Genomic DNA, 16,973 nt, shown 5'->3' on the forward strand with positions numbered 1-16,973 from the left:
GTCCCCGCGAAGTGCGGGGACGGCCCCTAAGTCACTCGGTGATTTCCAGCACCACTGAAACCTGCGAAGTCACGCCGACCTCGCCGCCCGCCGTGGGCACCGGAGCGCCGGCCATCGCCTTGTCGGCCCGGAACATCGGCATGGGTTGGGCAAAGCCCGAGATCTCGGTGATCGAAACCACCGGGCCGACCTTGCTGCCCGCGGCCTCAACCAGAAGCGTGGCCCGCGCGATGGCATCGGCCACCGCCGCCTTGCGCGCCTCGTCCTGAAGCGGCTTCGGGTCCGAAAGGCCGAAGCTCAGCCCGTTCAGCGTGTTGGCCCCATCCGCCACGGCCGCGTCCAGCACCGCGCCAAGCGAGGCCAGCACCCGCACCCGCACCATCAGCTGGTTCGAGGCGACATAGCCGGTGATGCGCGAATTGCCCGATTCGTCGCTGGTCCAGTTCGGGTTCAGCGACAAATCCGATGTCTGCAGGTCGCGGTCCTCGATCCCGGCGGCGCGCAGACGGTCCATCACCTGGGCCAGCGCCGCCGAATTGGCACCAAGCGCCGAGGCCGCCGTATCGCCTTGCGTGGTTACGCCGATGGACAGCGTGGCAAGGTCCGGGCTGGACTGGACAGTGCCCTCGCCGGTCACCGTAACCAGCCGCGAGGGAGCTTCGGCCAGCGCCGGCGTCGCCAGCAGGGTCGAAAGCAGCAAAATGGAAAGGATACGCATCGGAATCTTCCTCATGTGGTCGCGTTCTGTCCGATATGACGCAGACCGCGCCCCGAGTCTTGGCGCCGAGCCGAAAATTTCTCTGGCCGGACCGCGTCGGTCTGCACCACGCCCGGCAACCGCCCCGAAATAGCGCAGAAATCGTCGTTGAACCGCCGGAATCCGGCGGCTTTCCTTTCCTTGGGCGAAAAGCTGCTGTAGGAAGACGGCACCCGCTGGCGGGCCTCCCGCCGGCCTAATGCGCCATGCTAATGCCAGCCCATGAAACCTAGCTTTGCCCTGACCCTCAGCAACGACCGTGTCGGTCTCCTGCATCGCACGCCGAAGGGCTGGATGCCGGTCGGCGACTGCGCCTTCGGCAGTCCCGACTTCGACGCCTCGCTGGAATACATGCGTTCCACCGCGCTTGGCCTCTCGCCCAAGGGCATCACCACCAAGCTGGTGATCCCGAACACCGAAATCCTCTACCTCGAGGTCGAGGCCCCCGGTGCCGATGCCAACACGCGCCGCCGCCAGATCCGCACCGCGCTGAAGGACAAGACGCCCTACCCGGTGGAAGAACTGGTGTTCGACAGCTGGGGCAAGGGACCGATGGTGCAGGTCGCCGTGGTCTGGAAGGGCACGCTGGAAGAGGCCGAGGGCTTTGCGGACGAACACCGGTTCAACCCGGTGTCCTTCGTGGCGATTCCCGATGAGGGCAAGTTCAAGGGCGAGCCTTGGTTCGGCATGACCAAAGTGTCCGGCACGATCCTGTCGGCCGGCGAAAAGGTCGAACGCGACCAGGACCCAATCCTGCTTTCGGCGCGGGAAATCCCGCGTAGCGAACCGGCCGAACCCGTGGTGGCTGCCCCGCCGCCCGAGCCCGCGCCGAAGCCGCCCGCGCCCGAAGTGCCCGAGGTGCCCGCGCCCACACCGGCAGAGGTTCCGGCAGAACCTGTCGAAGCGCCTCCATCCCCGCCGGCGGAACTGCCTGCGCCCGAGCCGGACCTGCCCGAACCGGCCCCGGACGAGCTGCCCGAACCCCCGTCATTCCGGGCGCCCCCGCGGCCGATCCCCGAGTTCCACGTGCGCCAGGCCGCTGGTGCCACTGCGCCGGTTTCCGCCGCGCCTGTGGCCCAGCCAGCGCCGGCTCCCCTTCCTGATGCCGCCGAACCCGTCGCGGAAGAAGCGCCGATGGCGCTGGACGTGGCGCCGGAGCCAGAGCCTGCGCCTCCAGCTGTTGCCGCCGATGATGTGCCGCCGATGCCCGCAGGTCTTGCCGGGCGGCGCCCTGTTGCGGCAGCCCCCCGCCCTGCCGAACCCGCCCGCCGCGCCGTGGCCGAACCGGCCCTGCCTTCGGGTCTTGCCGGGCGGCGTCCCGCCACCGGCGACGAGGACGAATTGCCACCCGAACCGTCGCCCGCCGCGCTGGCCGCCTTTGCCAGCCGGCGTGCTGCGGATGCACCGGCCAAGCCTGTAACACCGCCGGCGCGGGGCATCCTGTCGGACGGCCCGAGCAGCTTCCGCCCGCCGGTCGAGCGGCCCGCTGCCCGCCCGGCGGGCACGGCAAAGCCCGAAGCGACACCGGCGCCCCGCCCGGCGGCCCGCGCCGATGCCACGGTCAAGGGCCTTGGCGCGCCGGTGACCTCGCCCACCATTCCGGGCGCGGGCAAGCCCCGCCGCGTCGAGATCCCGCCACCGGCCGAGGGCGCGACGCCGCCCCCGCGCCCGCCCAAGGCCTCGAAAACCGGGCTCGGGTCAAAGCCGATGCCGCCCACGCGGGGCAAGCCGAAGTATCTGGGCCTGATCCTGACAGCGGTTCTTCTGGCGCTGCTGATCGCGGTCGCGGCCTGGTCCAGCTTTTACGTCTCTCAAAACGACACCACGGCCGATCCGGCGGTGGCCGTGGCCAGCGCCGAGCCAGAGCCCGAGCTGACGCCTGAAGAGATCGCGGCGATGAACGAGGCCGAGGCCGAGGCCGAGGCAGACGGTCAGGCGCCGAAAGATCTTGCGCCGCCCGCCGCGGAAACGGCCGCCGCCCCTGAAGCGCCTGCCCCGGACAGCGCGGTTGCCGCAGAGGCCGTACCGGCCGAGGCGCCCGCCGCCTTGCCGGCCGAATCCCCCGCCGAAGCCGCCACGGAAACCGCAGTGGCCGAACCCGCTCCCGCAACGCCGATCGGCGATGCCGCCGACGCGGCGCCCAGCCCCGCCAGCGAGCCACAGGACGAGATATTCCTGGCCGCGATGGATCAGCCACCGCTGACGCCCGATCCGGTCGCCCTTCCTGGCCCCTCGGCAACGGCCGATGCCGCGCCCGGGTTCCAGATGCCGCCGCCCGCGTTTGGCACCGTGTATCAGTTCGATGCGAACGGCCTTCTGGTCCCCACGAAGGAAGGCATCCTATCGCCCGATGGCGTGATGCTGATCGCGGGCCGCCCCTCCAAGCTGCCGCCTGAACGGCCCGCCGCCGTGACCGAGGCCGCCACCGCGGCTGCCGCCGCGCTTGCCGCCGAAGTCGCCGCCGCGCAGGCTGCAGCTCAGGCTGCCGCCACCCCGGGCGCCATCGCCTCTGGCGCGACTGCCGTGCCCGCACCTGAAACCATTGTCAGCGACCCGGCCCTGGCCGAGTTCAAGCCGAAGCAACGGCCCGAAAACCTGACGCCGCCGGCTGCCGCCGCCGGGGACGACGCCTCGCTCGCCCCCGCCGCCGACAGCCGGTTCGCCAGCCTGCGCCCGCGCGCCCGCACCGAATCGGCCATTGATGCCGCTATGGCGTCCAGCAGCTCCGTTGCCGACGCTTCGCTCGTGAATGCCTCGACCAGCCAACTTGCGGTTCAGGTCTCGATGAAACCCGCTGCCCGGCCCAAGGACATGTCGCGCGCGGTCGAGGCCGCGGTGGCCGCAGCCGTCAGCCAGCCCGCACCGCAACCCGAGCCGGAACCAGAGCCGCAGCCCGAGGTTCAGGTGGCCTCGGCACAGCCGGTCCCGGCCAAACCGGAAAAGCCCCCTGCCAAGGCCAAGGCGCAGCCCGCGCCCGAAGCCGACGAAGAGCCCGAGGTGGACACCTCGCGTGATCGCTCGCCCGCGCTGAAGGGCGTTGTGGCGAAGAAGGCCACCTTCGTGAACGCGTTGAACCTGTCCAAGACCAGCCTGATCGGCGTCTACGGCACGCCATCCAAGCGCTATGCGCTGGTCCGCATGTCCACTGGGCGCTACAAGAAGGTCAAGGTTGGCGACTCCCTCGATGGCGGGCGGGTCGCCGCGATCTCGCAAAGCGAGTTGACCTACAAGAAGGGCAGCCGCTCCTTTACCCTGTCCATGCCGAAAAGCTGATCCGGCGGGCGGGCACCGCTAACCGGGACGGTCATGGAAAGCACGCTGTTTCTCGCCACGCTCTACCTCGGGCTCGCGGTGATCGTGGTGCCCGTTGCGGTACGGATGGGCCTGGGTTCGGTGCTGGGCTACCTTGCCGCCGGCATCGTCCTTGGGCCGGTCCTGGGCCTTGCCGGGGCGGAAACCACCGAGCTTCAGCATGTTGCCGAATTCGGCGTGGTGATGATGCTATTCCTCATCGGGCTGGAGCTTGATCCTCGCAGCCTTTGGTTGATGCGCGCCTCGCTTGTGGGGCTTGGCCTATCGCAGGTCGTCCTCTCCGCCACCGCCCTGTCGGCCGCGCTGATCCTGCTTGGCTTCGACTGGCACGGCGCCGTCGGCATCGGGCTGATCCTGGCCATGTCCTCGACCGCCATCGTACTGCAGACCCTGACGGAAAAGCGCCTGATGCGTACTCCGGGCGGCAAGGCCAGCTTTGCGGTGCTGCTGACGCAGGACATGGCGGTGGTCCCGATCCTTGCCGCCCTGCCGCTTCTGGCGCGCAGCCTGCCGCGCGAGGCCGCCGCCACCAGCCACGACACCGCCGACACCGCGGCCGAGCCGCTGATGACGCTGGTGCAATCGCTTCCGCCCTGGGGCGCGGCCCTTCTGACGCTTGGCATCGTCGCGGCGATCATCCTTGGCGGCCATTTTCTGTCACGCCCGGTGTTCCGCTTTGTGCACGCCTCGCGGCTGCCAGAGATGTCCACCTTCGTCTCGCTTCTTCTGGTGGCCGGTATCGCCTTCTTGATGATGCTGGTCGGCCTTTCCCCGGCGCTTGGCACCTTTCTGGCCGGGGTGGTTCTGGCCAACTCGGAATTCCGCCATCAGATCGAGGCCGACATCCGCCCGTTCAAGGGCCTCCTTCTGGGCATCTTCTTCATCACCGTGGGCATCGGCATCGACCTGTCCGGTCTGGTGGACCGGCCGGTGCAGATCCTTGGCCTGACGCTGATGCTTCTGGCGATCAAGGCCGCCGTGCTCTTCGGCATTGCCCTCTTCGCCCGAATGAAGGGCGGAGACCGCTGGCTTTTCACCTTCGGTCTGGCCCAGGGCGGCGAGTTCGGCTTTGTCCTGGCCGCCACCGCCCTGTCCGAACAGGTGCTGACGCCGTCAGAGGCCCATACTGTCACGCTGGTCATCAGCCTGTCGATGCTGGTCACGCCGCTTCTGTTCCTGGTGGCCGACATGCTGGCCCGACGCCGCGCACCCGAACCCGACCGCGACCCCGACAAGGTCGAGGAGCGGGGCCGTGTCCTCATCGCCGGAATCGGGCGGTTCGGGCAGGTGGTCAACCGGCTGGTGCGGTCCGCGGGCCTGTCCACCGTGGTGCTGGATGCGGACATGGCCACCATAGAGACCATGCGCCGCTTTGGCGTGAAGGGCTATTTCGGCGATCCCTCGCGCCCTGAACTGCTGGAAGCGGCAGGGCTGGATCAGGCGGATGTGCTGGTGGTCGCGGTGGACGACCGCGACAACGCCACCCGCATCGTGAGCTTTGCCCGCCGCCGCAGGCCGGACCTGCACATCGTCGCCCGCGCCCGCGACAGGGTGCATGTCTATGAACTCTACCAGGCCGGGGCCAACGACATCGTGCGCGAAACCTTCGACAGCTCGGTGCGCGCTGGCCGCTATGTGTTGGAAAATACGGGCTTCTCGGACTACGAGGCCGCGATGATCAGCCAGACCTACTACAAGGTGGACCGCGCCGCGATGAAGGACCTGGCCGAGCTTTGGGTGCCCGGCCAGCCGGTCCACCTGAACGAAGCCTATGTCGCCCGCGCGCGCAAGCTGGACCGCGATCTGGAAACCGCCCTGATCGAGGCGCTGGAAGACGGCCGCCGCCCCTCGGAAGCGGCCGAATAGCTCAGCCCTCGGACACGCCCGCCTCGGCAAAGGTCGCCATGCCGGAATGGCAGGCCACCGCGCCCTTCAGCACGCCGATCGCCAGAGCGGCGCCCGACCCTTCGCCAAGCCGCAGGCCAAGCGCCAGAAGCGGCTCCTTGCCCAGTGCCGCCAGCAGCCTGCCATGCGCGCCTTCGGCGCTCTGGTGGCCCGCCACCGCATGATCCAGCGCCCCCGGCGCCGCGCGATGCAACACCGCCGCCGCCGCGCAAGCGATGAACCCGTCCAGGACCACCGGAATCCGCTCTGCCCGCGCCCGCGCCATCGCACCCGACATGGCCGCAATCTCGCGCCCACCCAGACAGCGCAGCACCTGCAGCGGGTCACCCAGCAGGCCCGTGTGCCGCGCCAGCCCTTCGGTCACCACCTGCGCCTTGCGCTTCAGCCCGTGATTGTCCACGCCGGTGCCCCGGCCCACCCAATCCTCGGCCGCCCCGCCGAACAGCGCCGCAGCAATCGCCGCCGCTGCCGTGGTATTGGCAATGCCCATCTCGCCCACCACCACCAGATCGGCAGCCGGATCCACCGCATCCCATCCGGTGCGCAGTGCCGCCACCGCCTCGGCCTCGCTCATCGCGGGCTGTTGCGTGAAATCCGCCGTGGGCCGGTCCAATTCCAGTGCGTGAACCGCCATGGTCGCGCCAAAGCATTTGGCCAACTGGTTGATCGCCGCGCCACCGGCCCGGAAATTCGCCACCATCTGCACCGTCACTTCCGCCGGAAAGGCCGAAACACCCCGCGCGGCAATGCCGTGGTTGCCCGCGAAGATCAGCACCTGCGGCCGCTCCAACACCGGCTTCTCGCGCCCCTGCCAGCCGGCAACCCAGATCGCCAGTTCCTCCAGCCGCCCAAGCGCCCCCGGCGGCTTGGTCAGCATGCCGTTGCGCGCCGACGCCGCCTTCAGCGCCTCCGCATCCGGTGCAGGCAGCGCGTCCAGCAGGGCACGAAAGGCGGAAAGGCTATCAAAGGTGGGCGCGGGCATCGTGGTCCTCGTTGAATGGCGGTCCCGGCTTGGCTACCCAAGGGGCAGAAGATCCGCCAGCCCGGAAAGGACACCCCGATGCCCCCGCGCGACACTGCCGCGCCCCGGATGGCCGACATCCTCTCTGCCCTCGGGCTTCTGACCCGCCTGCCGCTGCCCGACCACGCCCCGCGCGGGGCCGAGGCCGCCTGGGCCTGGCCCCTGGCCGGCGCCGTGGTGGGCCTGATCGGCGCCGCCGCCGCCTGGCTCGCACTGACAGTTGGCGCCGGTCCCGGCGCCGCCGCCGCCGCCGCCTTGGTGGCGCAGGCGCTCACCACCGGCGGGCTGCACGAGGACGGCCTTTCCGACACCGCCGATGGCCTTCTGGGCGGTCGCACGCGGGAAAGGCGGCTGGAGATCATGAAGGACAGCCGCATCGGGAGCTTTGGCGCGCTGGCGCTGATCCTGGTAACGCTAGCCCGCTGGTCCGCCCTCGCCGCACTGTGCGCTGGCGGGCCTTTTGCCGCCGTGCTCGTCGCCGCGGGCGCCCTGTCGCGCGTGCCGATGGCCGCGATCATGGCCGCCCTGCCCAATGCGCGCGACACCGGCCTGTCGCGGCTCACCGGCCGCCCTGCCGGGGCCACCGTGGCGCTGGCCGCCTGCCTGGCCCTCGCACTTGCGCTGATCCTCACCGGCTGGCAGGCCCTGCCCGCCGCGCTGATTGCCGCGCTCCTGTGCGCGGGCCTCGCGCGCGCGGCCCGCAGCCGCATCGGCGGCCAGACCGGCGACATCCTGGGCGCCAGCCAGCAGATCGCCGAGGCGACGCTTCTCAGCCTGCTGAAATGAAAACGACGCCCCGAGGGGCGCCGCTTCCACGAGGTAACCGAAATCTCAGGCGGCGCGGCTCAGAAGCACGTCGTCCACCTTCTTCTGCGCGCCGGCCTCGTCCACGCCGGACACCGCCGCCACTTCGCGGGTCAGCCGCTCCAGCGCCGCTTCATAAAGCTGACGCTCGGAATAGGACTGCTCGCGCTGGTCATCCGTGCGGTGAAGGTCGCGCACGACCTCGGCAATCGCCATCAGGTCGCCCGAGTTGATCTTCTGCTCGTACTCCTGGGCACGACGCGACCACATCGCCCGCTTGACCCGCGCCTTGCCCTTCAGCGTGTCCAGCGCCTTCGACACGACATCCGGCGTGGACAGCGAGCGCATCCCCACTTCCACTGCCTTGTGCGTCGGCACGCGCAGGGTCATCTTGTCCTTCTCGAACGAGATGACGAACAGTTCCAGCTTGAACCCGGCAATCTCCTGTTCCTCGATCGACATGATCCGACCGACGCCATGCGCCGGATAGACAATGAATTCATTCGGACGGAACTCGGGCTTCTTGGTCTTCGTCATTCAGTGACTTCCTCACAGGCCGCGCCCACGTCAGACGACAAGTCACCGACCGCGGACAGATACCCCCGGCGATGACATATCCTTATCGTCATGAAAACCGTCCCGAGCGAGCAGCTGCGGGGCGGACACAGGCTTTCTATGACATCCATATAACATGGAATCACCCCGATTCCAACTGGCGTGGCGGGACATGCCGCACCGTTGCCAGGTCGCAAACCGGCGAGAAAGGCCCGATCACCGATTCGCGCTGCGCCTTTCGGCGAATCCCCGCCAGATCGGCCGCCCCGATCAGCCGCCCGGACCGGCCGCTTCCGAGAAGTACTTGTCGCGCTTGCCGGTCTCGCCGTCGCGTTCCTCGGCTTCGGGCAGTGGGTCCTTCTTCGTCACGATCACCGGCCAGGCGACCGCATACTTGCGGTTGAAGGCGACCCACTCCTCCATGTCCGGCTCGGTATCGGGCCGGATGGCATCGGCCGGGCATTCCGGTTCGCAGACCCCGCAGTCGATGCACTCGTCCGGATGGATCACCAGCATGTTCTCGCCTTCGTAGAAGCAGTCCACCGGGCAGACTTCCACGCAGTCGGTGTACTTGCAGGCGATGCAATTGTCCGTCACGACATAGGTCATCGGGCTGGTCCCTTTCCGTCTCGGCGGTGAGGTAGCCCACCCTGCCGCATCATTCAAGGCGGTCCGGAGCAGGCGGATGCGCATCCAGGTCCAGATAGAGCGTTTGCGCCTCGCTGGCCGGGCCTCGGCGGATGCCGATCTCCAGCACCCGCACCACGCGCACCCGTCCCCCTTGCGAGAAGGTCAGCACGTCGCCCGGCCCCACCACATGACCCGCCTTCATCACGGCCTGGCCATTCAGGCGCACGCCTCCGGCCTGGACCGCGTCCGCGGCATCGCCACGCGCCTTGAAAAAGCGCGCCTGCCACAGCCACTTGTCCAGTCGCAACACCGGCCGGCTGGCCGGGGCCGGGCGTCCCGACGGCCCGGCCAAGCCTCAGACCTTGCCCTTGAGGGCCGCCAGAACGGCAAAGGGATTGTCAGGGTCAATGGGCTTTTCGGGGCGCGGCGGGCGCGATTCGAAGGTCTTGGCCCCCTGCGGCTTCCGGTCGTTCCGGTCGCCGCCCTTGCGGTCCCCATCCTTCCGGTCGCCATCCTTGCGGTCGTGATGCGGACGCCCGCCCTTGCGGTCGCCCCGACGCTCGCCTTGCGGAGCTTCCCCCTGCGGGCGCTCGGCCTGCCCGCCCTCAGCGGGCTTGGCCTCGCCGCGCGGACGGTCGCCTCGGCGTTCGCCCTGCGGCTTGCCCTCGCCCTCGGCGCGCGGCCCCCGGTCGCCCCGGCGCTCGCCCCGCGGCTTGCCCTCGCCCTCGGTGCGGGCCGGCCGCTCGAACCGCGGCTTGCGCTCGAACCGGGGCTTCGGCGCCCAGGTGAAGCTGTAGAACACCTCGGTTTCCACCGGCGCAGCCAGGGCGGCCTCTGCCTGTTCCGTAGCGGCCTCCGGCTCCACCGGAGCCACCTCGGTTGCGACCACCTCTGCAGCCTCGCCGTCCGCCACGGCTCCGTCCACAGGCACCGCCTCGCCCTCCGGCGCGGCCTCAACCACGACCGCCGCCGCCTCGGGCTTCACCTTGGGCCGCTCGCCCTTTTCGCCCTTGTAGCCCAGACCCGCCATCAGGTCGGCGAACTGTTCCAGCGTCATGCCGGTGATCGACAGCATCTCGGGCGTCGCCTCGAACCCGGCCCGGCTGTCCTTGGCGCGGATCAGGTCCGCCAGGCGTTCCAGCATGTCGATGCGGATCGCCCGCGCCCCTGCCGGGTGATAGCCCGCCAGCGTGTAATGCCCGCGCGGCACATCAGCCAAGTTCGGAATCGTCACCAGACCCGGCGGCGGGCTTTCGGGGAACTCCGACAGGTCATGGTACAGCGACCACAGCACCAGCCGCAGCCGGGTGGCCGCAGGCTTCAGAAGGATTGGCAGGAAGACCGTGTACTGACCGAAGCGCACGCCGTGCTTGCGCAGCGCCGACCGGCCTTCCTGGTCCAGCGCCTTCACATCTTCGGCCGCCCCGCCCTCGCGCGGCATCACGCCAAGCGCCTCCACCAGCCGGAAGGCCACGCCCCGCGCCAGCCCCGCCATCGCCTCGTCCCGGCCCATGGCCAGAAGCGGCTCGAACAGCGCCGCCGTCTTGCGGTCGATGAAATGTTGCAGCCGGCGGCGCACCTTCTCGGTCACGTCGAAACCGGCTTCCTCGTCCACGAAGGGCTCGACCGAGGGCTTCATCACGTCGGCGCCCTTCACAAGCTTGCCGACCGCCAGGTTGCCCCACATCAGGCCGCCCTGTTCGGTGAAGTCCATCTCGGTATCCGGCGCATTGTAGAACCGGTCGGCGCGAAGGCTGAACTCGGGCTTCAGCGCCGCCATCGCCGCCTGCCGCAGCGTCCGCGCTTCGTCGGTGCTGGCGCTTGCGTCCTGCTGGAAGCGGAACCCTTCCAGCCGGCCGACGAATTCGCCCTCGACCGTCACTTCGCCCTTGTCGTTCACCTCGGCCACGAGGTCCTCCTTCTGCTTCAACCGGCGAAGCAGAACAGATGTCCGCCGGTCAACAAATCTCTGGGTCAGCCGCTGGTGCAGCGCATCCGACAGGCGGTCTTCTACAGCGCGCGTTTCGTCGCGCCAATGGCTTTCGTCCTCGACCCAGTTCTTGCGCTGCGCCACATAGGTCCAGGTGCGAATATAGGCCAGCCGTTTCGAAATCGCGTCAATGTCGCCATCGGTACGGTCGATGCGGGAAATCGACTTCGCCAGCCAGTCCGAAGGCACCCGCCCCCCGCCGATCCCGCGCCCCACCAGAAAGTCGAAAATGCGCGCCAGCAGCGTCGCATGTTCCGTTTCACTGGCCGACCGGAAATCGGGGATGCGGCAGACATCCCACAACAATTGCACCCGCTTCGGACCGGTCAGCTTTTCCTGCACCTCGGGCATCGCCGAGAGCGTCTTCAGCGCCACCACATCATCGGCATCGCGCGCCCGGCTCAGCCAGTCGTTCGAGGTCGGCGCCTCCAGCGACCGGATCAGCCGCTCGGCGCTGCCGAAATCCAGATCCGCATTGCGCCACATCAGCTTCTTGACCGGCTGGAAGCGGTGGCCCTCGATCTGTTCCACCACCTCTTCGTCAAAGGGCCGTGCCTCTCCCGTCACGCCGAAGGTGCCATCTTCGGTATGCCGCCCCGCCCGCCCTGCGATCTGCGCCAGTTCCTGCGGCCAAAGCTGGCGCATCCGCCGCCCGTCGAACTTGGCGGTCGAGGAAAAGGCGACATGCTTGATGTCCAGGTTCAGCCCCATGCCGATGGCATCGGTGGCCACCAGGTAATCCACGTCGCCATTCTGGTACAAAGCCACCTGCGCATTGCGCGTGCGGGGCGACAGCGCCCCCATCACAACGGCGCAGCCGCCCTTCTGCCGGCGGATCAGCTCGGCGATGGCATAGACGTTCTCGACCGAGAAGCCCACGATCGCGCTGCGCTCGGGCATCCGGCTGATCTTCTTGGCACCCGTATAGGACAGCTTCGAAAACCGCTCGCGCCGCGTCGAAATCGACCCCGGCGCCAGCGCAGCGATGGCGCCCCGCATGGTGTCGGCGCCCAGGAACATCGTCTCCAGAAGCCCGCGCGCATGAAGCAGCCGGTCAGTAAACACATGGCCCCGTTCCGGGTCGGCGCAAAGCTGGATCTCGTCCACCGCCACGAAATCCGCGCCAATGCCCTGCGGCATCGCCTCGACCGTGCAGACCCAGTATTGCGTCCGCTCGGGCACGATCCGCTCCTCGCCCGTGACCAAGGCCACGACCGAGGGCCCGACCTTGGCGACCACCCGGTCATAGACCTCGCGCGCCAAAAGACGCAGCGGCAGGCCGATGACCCCCGTGCGATGCGTCAGCATACGCTCGATGGCGAAATGGGTCTTGCCGGTATTGGTCGGCCCCAGCACGGCCATGACCCGCCCGGTCCCGTTCATGGCGTTCATCGCCGCCTGCCTATCAGAGGTCCTGCCCTGCGGTCTCTGCCTCGATCCGCTTCACGGCCTCCAATACGCCCTGCATCTGCGGATGTATAGCCAGCGCCGCCTTGTAGGCCTCCACCGCCTTTTCGGGCTCGCCGATCTCCTCGAAGATCATGCCCAGCCCCGCCAGCGCCCCGAAATGCCGCGGGTTCAGCGTCAGCGTCTTCGCGATGTCCTCGACCGAGGGGCCGAACTCCCCCTCCTGGTAATAGGCCGTCGCCAGCGCATTCCAGCCTTCGGCAAAGTCGGGGGCATGGTCGGTCAGCGCCGTCAGATGCTCGATGGCCACCGCGGTGTCGCCATTGTCCAGCGCCTCGCGCCCGCGCTGCAACAGAAGATCCATCGCGGGCGAGCCCGACTTCGACCATTCGATGACAATCAGCCGCTCGATCCGCTCGGCCTCAGCCCGGTCGGCCTTCTGCAGCCGGGCGAACAGCTCGTCCATGTCCGCATCCTGGGCCAGCGCCAGGCCCGCGCCCAGAAACAGCGCCGCAACCACCGAAAGCAGGTGTCGGAACGTAACGGCAAAGTTGTGTCGTGCGATACTCAAGCCCATAACCGGACTGTAGCGCTTTGGCGGACGAATGGAACGGCCCGCCGGTCAACAAATGCGGAGGATCCCATGAGCGACGTGATCAATGCGGCGGTGGAACGGCTTTCGGCCGGTGTCGGCCGGTTCGACGGCGGCATCGCCAAGTTCGTCATCACCGGCGAAGGCGCCATCATGATGGACGCCGATGGCGTGCGCGAAGGCGACGAAGAGGCCGACGTGACCCTCATCGCCTCGGCCGATGTGTTCCAGGCCATCCTCGAAGGCACGATGAACCCCACCTCCGCCTTCATGACCGGCAAGCTCAAGATCGACGGCAGCATGGGCAAGGCGATGCAACTCGCCGCCGTCCTGTCCTGACCTATCGACTTCGCCCGGCCGCCGCCGCAGAAACAGGCGGCCGGACCCTCCGGCCCCGGATGCCGCGATGACCGAAGCCCCCTTCTTCCACGATCTTGTGCCCGACCGGCCCGAACAGGGCCGCACCGCCTGGCTGCGCACAGCCGACGGGATCCGCCTGCGCGCCGTAGCCTGGCCGGTGGATGGTGCGCGGGGCACGGTCTTCATCCTGCACGGCCGGTCGGAGTACATCGAGAAATACGCCCCCCTCGCGGCCGAGTTCGCCCGCGCGGGCCTGGCCTCGGTCACCATCGACTGGCGCGGCCAGGGCCTGTCGGACCGGCACCCGCGCCAGCCGATGATGGGCCATGTCGCGGGATTTACCGATTACCAGGCGGACCTCCAGGCGCTGGCCGCCCATGCGACCGACCTGAAACTTCCCAAGCCCTGGCATGTCTTTTCCCATTCCATGGGCGGCGCCATCGCGCTCCGGGCGCTTCTCTCCGGTTTCCCGGCCAAGGCGGCGGTCTTCTCTGCGCCGATGTGGGGCATTGCCTTCGCCCCCGGCCTGCGCCCCGTGGCCTGGACGCTGACGCATGCGGCAAAGCCCCTGCGCGCCGACCAGCGTTTTGCCCTGTCCACCGGCCCGACCACCTACGTCGCCACCGCACCCTTCGCCGGCAACAGCCTGACGCGCGATGAAACCATGTTCGAGCTGATGCGCCGCCAGGTCACGACCCGCCCCGAGCTTGCGCTAGGCGGCCCCTCGATGGGCTGGCTGCGCGAGGCGCTGCGCGAATGTCGCGCGCTCGCCCGCAGCGCCCCGCCCGATCTGCCCGCCCTCACGGGCCTTGGGCTGGCCGAACGGGTGGTGGACCCGCGGCCCGTCCATGCCGTGATGGCGCGCTGGCAGAAGGGCCGGCTGATGCTGGTGCCCGATGCCGAACACGAACTGGTCATGGAACGCGACAGAGCGCGCCGCGCCTTCCTGGATGCCGCGCTCGACCGCATCGCCGGCTGATCAGCATCGCCCGGCAAGACATTGATTCTTATGAGAACATTCTGGATTCTGGCCAGTCGCCACGCAAGGCCTTGCTCTTCGCAGAAGTCTCGTCACGCGACTTAAGGAAACGCGCGCAACCGACTGCTTTCCTTAAAGAAACGGCCTCGCGCCGAATCAGATCGAAATCTGCGTGAACCCGTCACGCAGCGTGCGAGACCAAGCCTCGCTCATGGCGCGGAACTGCTCGTCGCCCGCCTCGATCCGGCGCTGCTGCGTCACGCGGCAAGCGTCCTTCTCGATCACGCACATATCCAGAGGCATCCCGACCGACAGGTTCGACCGCAGCGTCGAATCCATCGACAGAAGCACCGCCTTCTGCGCATCCGCCAGCGAAGTCGTGCGCCGCACCACCCGGTCCAGGATCGGCTTGCCGTATTTGTGCTCGCCGATCTGCAGGAAGGGCGTATCCTCGGTCGCCTCGATGTAATTGCCCTCGGGATAGATCAGGAACAACCGCATCGCGCCGCCCGCGCGCTGCCCGGCCACGATCATGCTGGCGCTGGCGCCCTGGTTCATCGCGCTCAGCTTTTCGTCCACCTCGCGGCGCACCGTGGCCAACATATGGCCCACGATATCGGCCACCTTCAGCAGCGTCGGCGCCTTCATGATGGAGCTTTCCGGCGTAGCCTCCGGATCCTCCACCGCCTCGCGCAACCGCGCGATGGTGGTCTGCGTCACCGACAGGCTTCCCGCCGTCATGATGGTGATGACCCGCTCGCCCGGTTCCTCGAAATGGAACATCTTGCGATAGGTCGCGATATTGTCCAGCCCGGCATTGGTGCGGGTGTCCGACAGGCAGACCATGCCCGCATCCAAGAGCAGTCCCACGCAATATGTCATTGTTCCCCCCGAAGCGCCGCCAAGCTATTGCTGCGCGTTGGCAACCGCAACGGTCACTTCCAGATGTTCCTCGCCCGATCCGCGCGCCGTGCCCTTGATCGGCGCCGCGTCGCGTGCATCCAGCCCCGATCCCAGCCGGATATAGCGTTCATCCGGACAGCAGCGGTTTGCGGCGTCAAAGCCCACCCATCCCAGGCCCGCCACGTGAATCTCGGCCCAGGCATGGGCCGCCTCCGCCTCAGATTCGCCGCTCATCAGATAGCCCGCCACATAACGCGCCGGCAGACCCGCCACCCGCGCCGCGGCAATCAGGGCATGGGCATGATCCTGGCAGACGCCCTCGCCCTGCGCCATGGCCTCGGCCGCCGTGGTATGGGCGTGGGTCGCCCCCGGCTTGTAGGCGATGGCCTCCGACACCGCCGCCGCAAGCTCGTGCGCGGCGCTCAGAGCATCCTTCGTGCCCGCCACACCCTTGCCCATCGCCGAAAGCGCCGCATCGGCCCGCGTCGCCCCGGTTTCGCGCAGCCAGGCCTCGGGCGGCAGCAACTCGCGGTGGCCCCGCAGCACGCCCGCAAGGTCCGTGGTATCCACCACGCCCGCCACCCGAACCTCGATCTCGCTCACCGGGCCGCCCACCGTCCAGCCCTGAACCCAGTCGCCCGCCCCGTCACGGAACCCGCCGCCCTTCAGCCCGCCGCTGACCGTGATCTCCCAGGACAGGACCCGCTGCCCATCAAAGCTCGCCGGCGTCAGCCTGTGGCTTTGCACCACGCCCCGCACCGGTCGCTCATAGCGGTACAGCGTCACATGATCGACCGCGATCCGCATCAGCGCAGACCCCCGCTCAGATAGCTGTCATGGATCGTCGAGGTCAGATCCGCCGCCGACCGGATGGTGCGGCTCAGGAACTCGTGCAGCCCCTCGTCAAACACCTCCTCGACCGTCAGCCCCTCAAGCGCCGCCCGCAGCGCCCGCGCCTGCGCCTGCGCTTCGGTCTCACGCCCATAGTCCGCCGCCAGCCGGTCCAGGTGCGACTGCACCCCGCAGATGCAAGTCATCAACGACCGCGGGCATTGCCGGTTAAGGATCAGGAAGTCGGCGATCTTCGCCGCCGTCACCTCGCCGCCGTAGGCCCAGTGAAAGGCCCGATGCGCCGACATCGACCGCAAGAGCGTGGTCCACTGGTAATTGTCCAGCCCCGACCCAACGAAATCGGCGCGCGGCAGAAGGACATAATACTTCACATCCATCAGCCGCGCCGTGTTGTCGGCCCGCTCCAGATAGTAGCCGATGTTCAGGAAATCCCAGCCGCCGTTGCGCAGCAGCGTCGCGTCGATCGCCCCGCGCACCAGCGCAGAATTGCGCATCGTCCATTCCGTCAGACGGCTCAACTCCAGCGCCGAACGCGGCTCGCGCTCCAGCGCGCGCAGTTCCTGGAACGCCGAGTTCAGCGCATCCCAGACCTGCGTGGTCAGCGCCGTCCGCACGATCCGCCCATTCTCGCGCGCCGCGGTGATGCAGCTTGCCACCGAAGACGGGTTGTCCCGGTCGAAGAACAGATAGCTCTCGATGTTGCGCTGCACCGAATCGCCATATTTCCTGGCAAATCCATCCGCTGTGCCGGATGCGCGCAAAAGCGAATCCCACTCGTTGCGGTAGCCATGCGCCGAAGGCAGCATGGCGATCCGCGACCCCACTTCCAGAAGCCGCGCCATGGTTTCGGCCCGCTCCATGTAGCGGGCGATCCAGAACAGGTTGTCCGCCGTCCGGCTCAGCATC

General features: G+C 68.4%; 15 protein-coding genes. 5 read left to right on the plus strand and 10 right to left on the minus strand.

All coding sequences use genetic code 11. The features are described 5' to 3' along the window. Window positions 1-31: 31 nt before the first annotated feature. Window positions 32-718 carry an SIMPL domain-containing protein gene (locus JO391_RS08575; protein ID WP_220664118.1) on the minus strand — a complete coding sequence of 229 codons (687 nt, stop codon included), beginning with the start codon at window positions 716-718 and terminating at the stop codon, window positions 32-34. 261 nt (window positions 719-979) lie between these two features. Between JO391_RS08575 and JO391_RS08580 the strand changes: the two genes are divergently transcribed. Both JO391_RS08580 and JO391_RS08585 read left to right on the plus strand, forming a co-directional pair. Beyond that, window positions 980-4,030 (plus strand): translation initiation factor 2, encoded by a 3,051-nt coding sequence (locus JO391_RS08580; protein ID WP_220664120.1) that lies wholly within the window; start codon window positions 980-982, stop codon window positions 4,028-4,030. A 33-nt stretch (window positions 4,031-4,063) separates the two neighbouring features. Then, window positions 4,064-5,935: a cation:proton antiporter domain-containing protein gene (locus tag JO391_RS08585; RefSeq protein WP_220664121.1), complete on the plus strand. Its 1,872-nt coding sequence runs from the start codon at window positions 4,064-4,066 to the stop codon at window positions 5,933-5,935. Between the two features lies 1 nt (window position 5,936). Here the strand turns inward: JO391_RS08585 and cobT are convergent, their stop codons facing one another. After that, window positions 5,937-6,956, minus strand: a complete 1,020-nt coding sequence (cobT, locus tag JO391_RS08590; protein ID WP_220664122.1) for a nicotinate-nucleotide--dimethylbenzimidazole phosphoribosyltransferase — start codon at window positions 6,954-6,956, stop codon at window positions 5,937-5,939. Between the two features lie 78 nt (window positions 6,957-7,034). Here cobT and cobS point away from each other — a divergent pair, with 78 nt between their 5' ends. Beyond that, window positions 7,035-7,781, plus strand: coding sequence for an adenosylcobinamide-GDP ribazoletransferase (cobS, locus tag JO391_RS08595; protein WP_220664123.1), 747 nt, complete (start codon window positions 7,035-7,037; stop codon window positions 7,779-7,781). 45 nt (window positions 7,782-7,826) lie between these two features. On the opposite strand, the gene JO391_RS08600 is transcribed toward cobS, so the two are convergent. From JO391_RS08600 to JO391_RS08620, 5 genes are all read right to left on the minus strand, one after another. After that, window positions 7,827-8,336 (minus strand): CarD family transcriptional regulator, encoded by a 510-nt coding sequence (locus JO391_RS08600; protein ID WP_220664124.1) that lies wholly within the window; start codon window positions 8,334-8,336, stop codon window positions 7,827-7,829. A gap of 288 nt (window positions 8,337-8,624) precedes the next feature. Then, on the minus strand, window positions 8,625-8,963 hold the full coding sequence (gene fdxA, locus JO391_RS08605; protein ID WP_220664125.1) for a ferredoxin FdxA: 339 nt from the start codon (window positions 8,961-8,963) through the stop codon (window positions 8,625-8,627). 49 nt (window positions 8,964-9,012) lie between these two features. Next, complete coding sequence (locus JO391_RS08610) at window positions 9,013-9,291, minus strand: RNA-binding S4 domain-containing protein (RefSeq protein ID WP_259444863.1); 279 nt, start codon at window positions 9,289-9,291, stop codon at window positions 9,013-9,015. 48 nt (window positions 9,292-9,339) lie between these two features. After that, the gene (locus JO391_RS08615; protein ID WP_220664496.1) at window positions 9,340-12,357 is read right to left on the minus strand and encodes a helicase-related protein; all 3,018 of its coding nucleotides are present in this window, start codon (window positions 12,355-12,357) and stop codon (window positions 9,340-9,342) included. A gap of 22 nt (window positions 12,358-12,379) precedes the next feature. Then, window positions 12,380-12,847 carry a tetratricopeptide repeat protein gene (locus JO391_RS08620; protein WP_220664497.1) on the minus strand — a complete coding sequence of 156 codons (468 nt, stop codon included), beginning with the start codon at window positions 12,845-12,847 and terminating at the stop codon, window positions 12,380-12,382. A 177-nt stretch (window positions 12,848-13,024) separates the two neighbouring features. Between JO391_RS08620 and JO391_RS08625 the strand changes: the two genes are divergently transcribed. After that, entirely contained in the window at window positions 13,025-13,312 is a 288-nt protein-coding gene (locus JO391_RS08625; protein WP_220664127.1) for an SCP2 sterol-binding domain-containing protein, read from the plus strand. 67 nt (window positions 13,313-13,379) lie between these two features. Then, window positions 13,380-14,312, plus strand: a complete 933-nt coding sequence (locus tag JO391_RS08630; protein ID WP_220664128.1) for an alpha/beta fold hydrolase — start codon at window positions 13,380-13,382, stop codon at window positions 14,310-14,312. Between the two features lie 156 nt (window positions 14,313-14,468). Here the strand turns inward: JO391_RS08630 and JO391_RS08635 are convergent, their stop codons facing one another. Genes JO391_RS08635 through JO391_RS08645 form a run of 3 tightly spaced genes read right to left on the minus strand, consistent with a single transcriptional unit; the run spans window position 14,469 to window position 16,972 of the window. Then, window positions 14,469-15,194 (minus strand): proteasome-type protease, encoded by a 726-nt coding sequence (locus JO391_RS08635; RefSeq protein WP_220664129.1) that lies wholly within the window; start codon window positions 15,192-15,194, stop codon window positions 14,469-14,471. A gap of 24 nt (window positions 15,195-15,218) precedes the next feature. Next, window positions 15,219-16,022: a transglutaminase family protein gene (locus JO391_RS08640; protein ID WP_220664130.1), complete on the minus strand. Its 804-nt coding sequence runs from the start codon at window positions 16,020-16,022 to the stop codon at window positions 15,219-15,221. Continuing rightward, the gene (locus tag JO391_RS08645; protein ID WP_220664131.1) at window positions 16,022-16,972 is read right to left on the minus strand and encodes an alpha-E domain-containing protein; all 951 of its coding nucleotides are present in this window, start codon (window positions 16,970-16,972) and stop codon (window positions 16,022-16,024) included. Before JO391_RS08645 ends, JO391_RS08640 begins: the two co-directional genes overlap by 1 nt. Window position 16,973 lies beyond the last annotated feature (1 nt).

The sequence above is a fragment of the Neotabrizicola shimadae genome (assembly GCF_019623905.1).
In the GTDB taxonomy this organism is placed as follows: domain Bacteria; phylum Pseudomonadota; class Alphaproteobacteria; order Rhodobacterales; family Rhodobacteraceae; genus Neotabrizicola; species Neotabrizicola shimadae.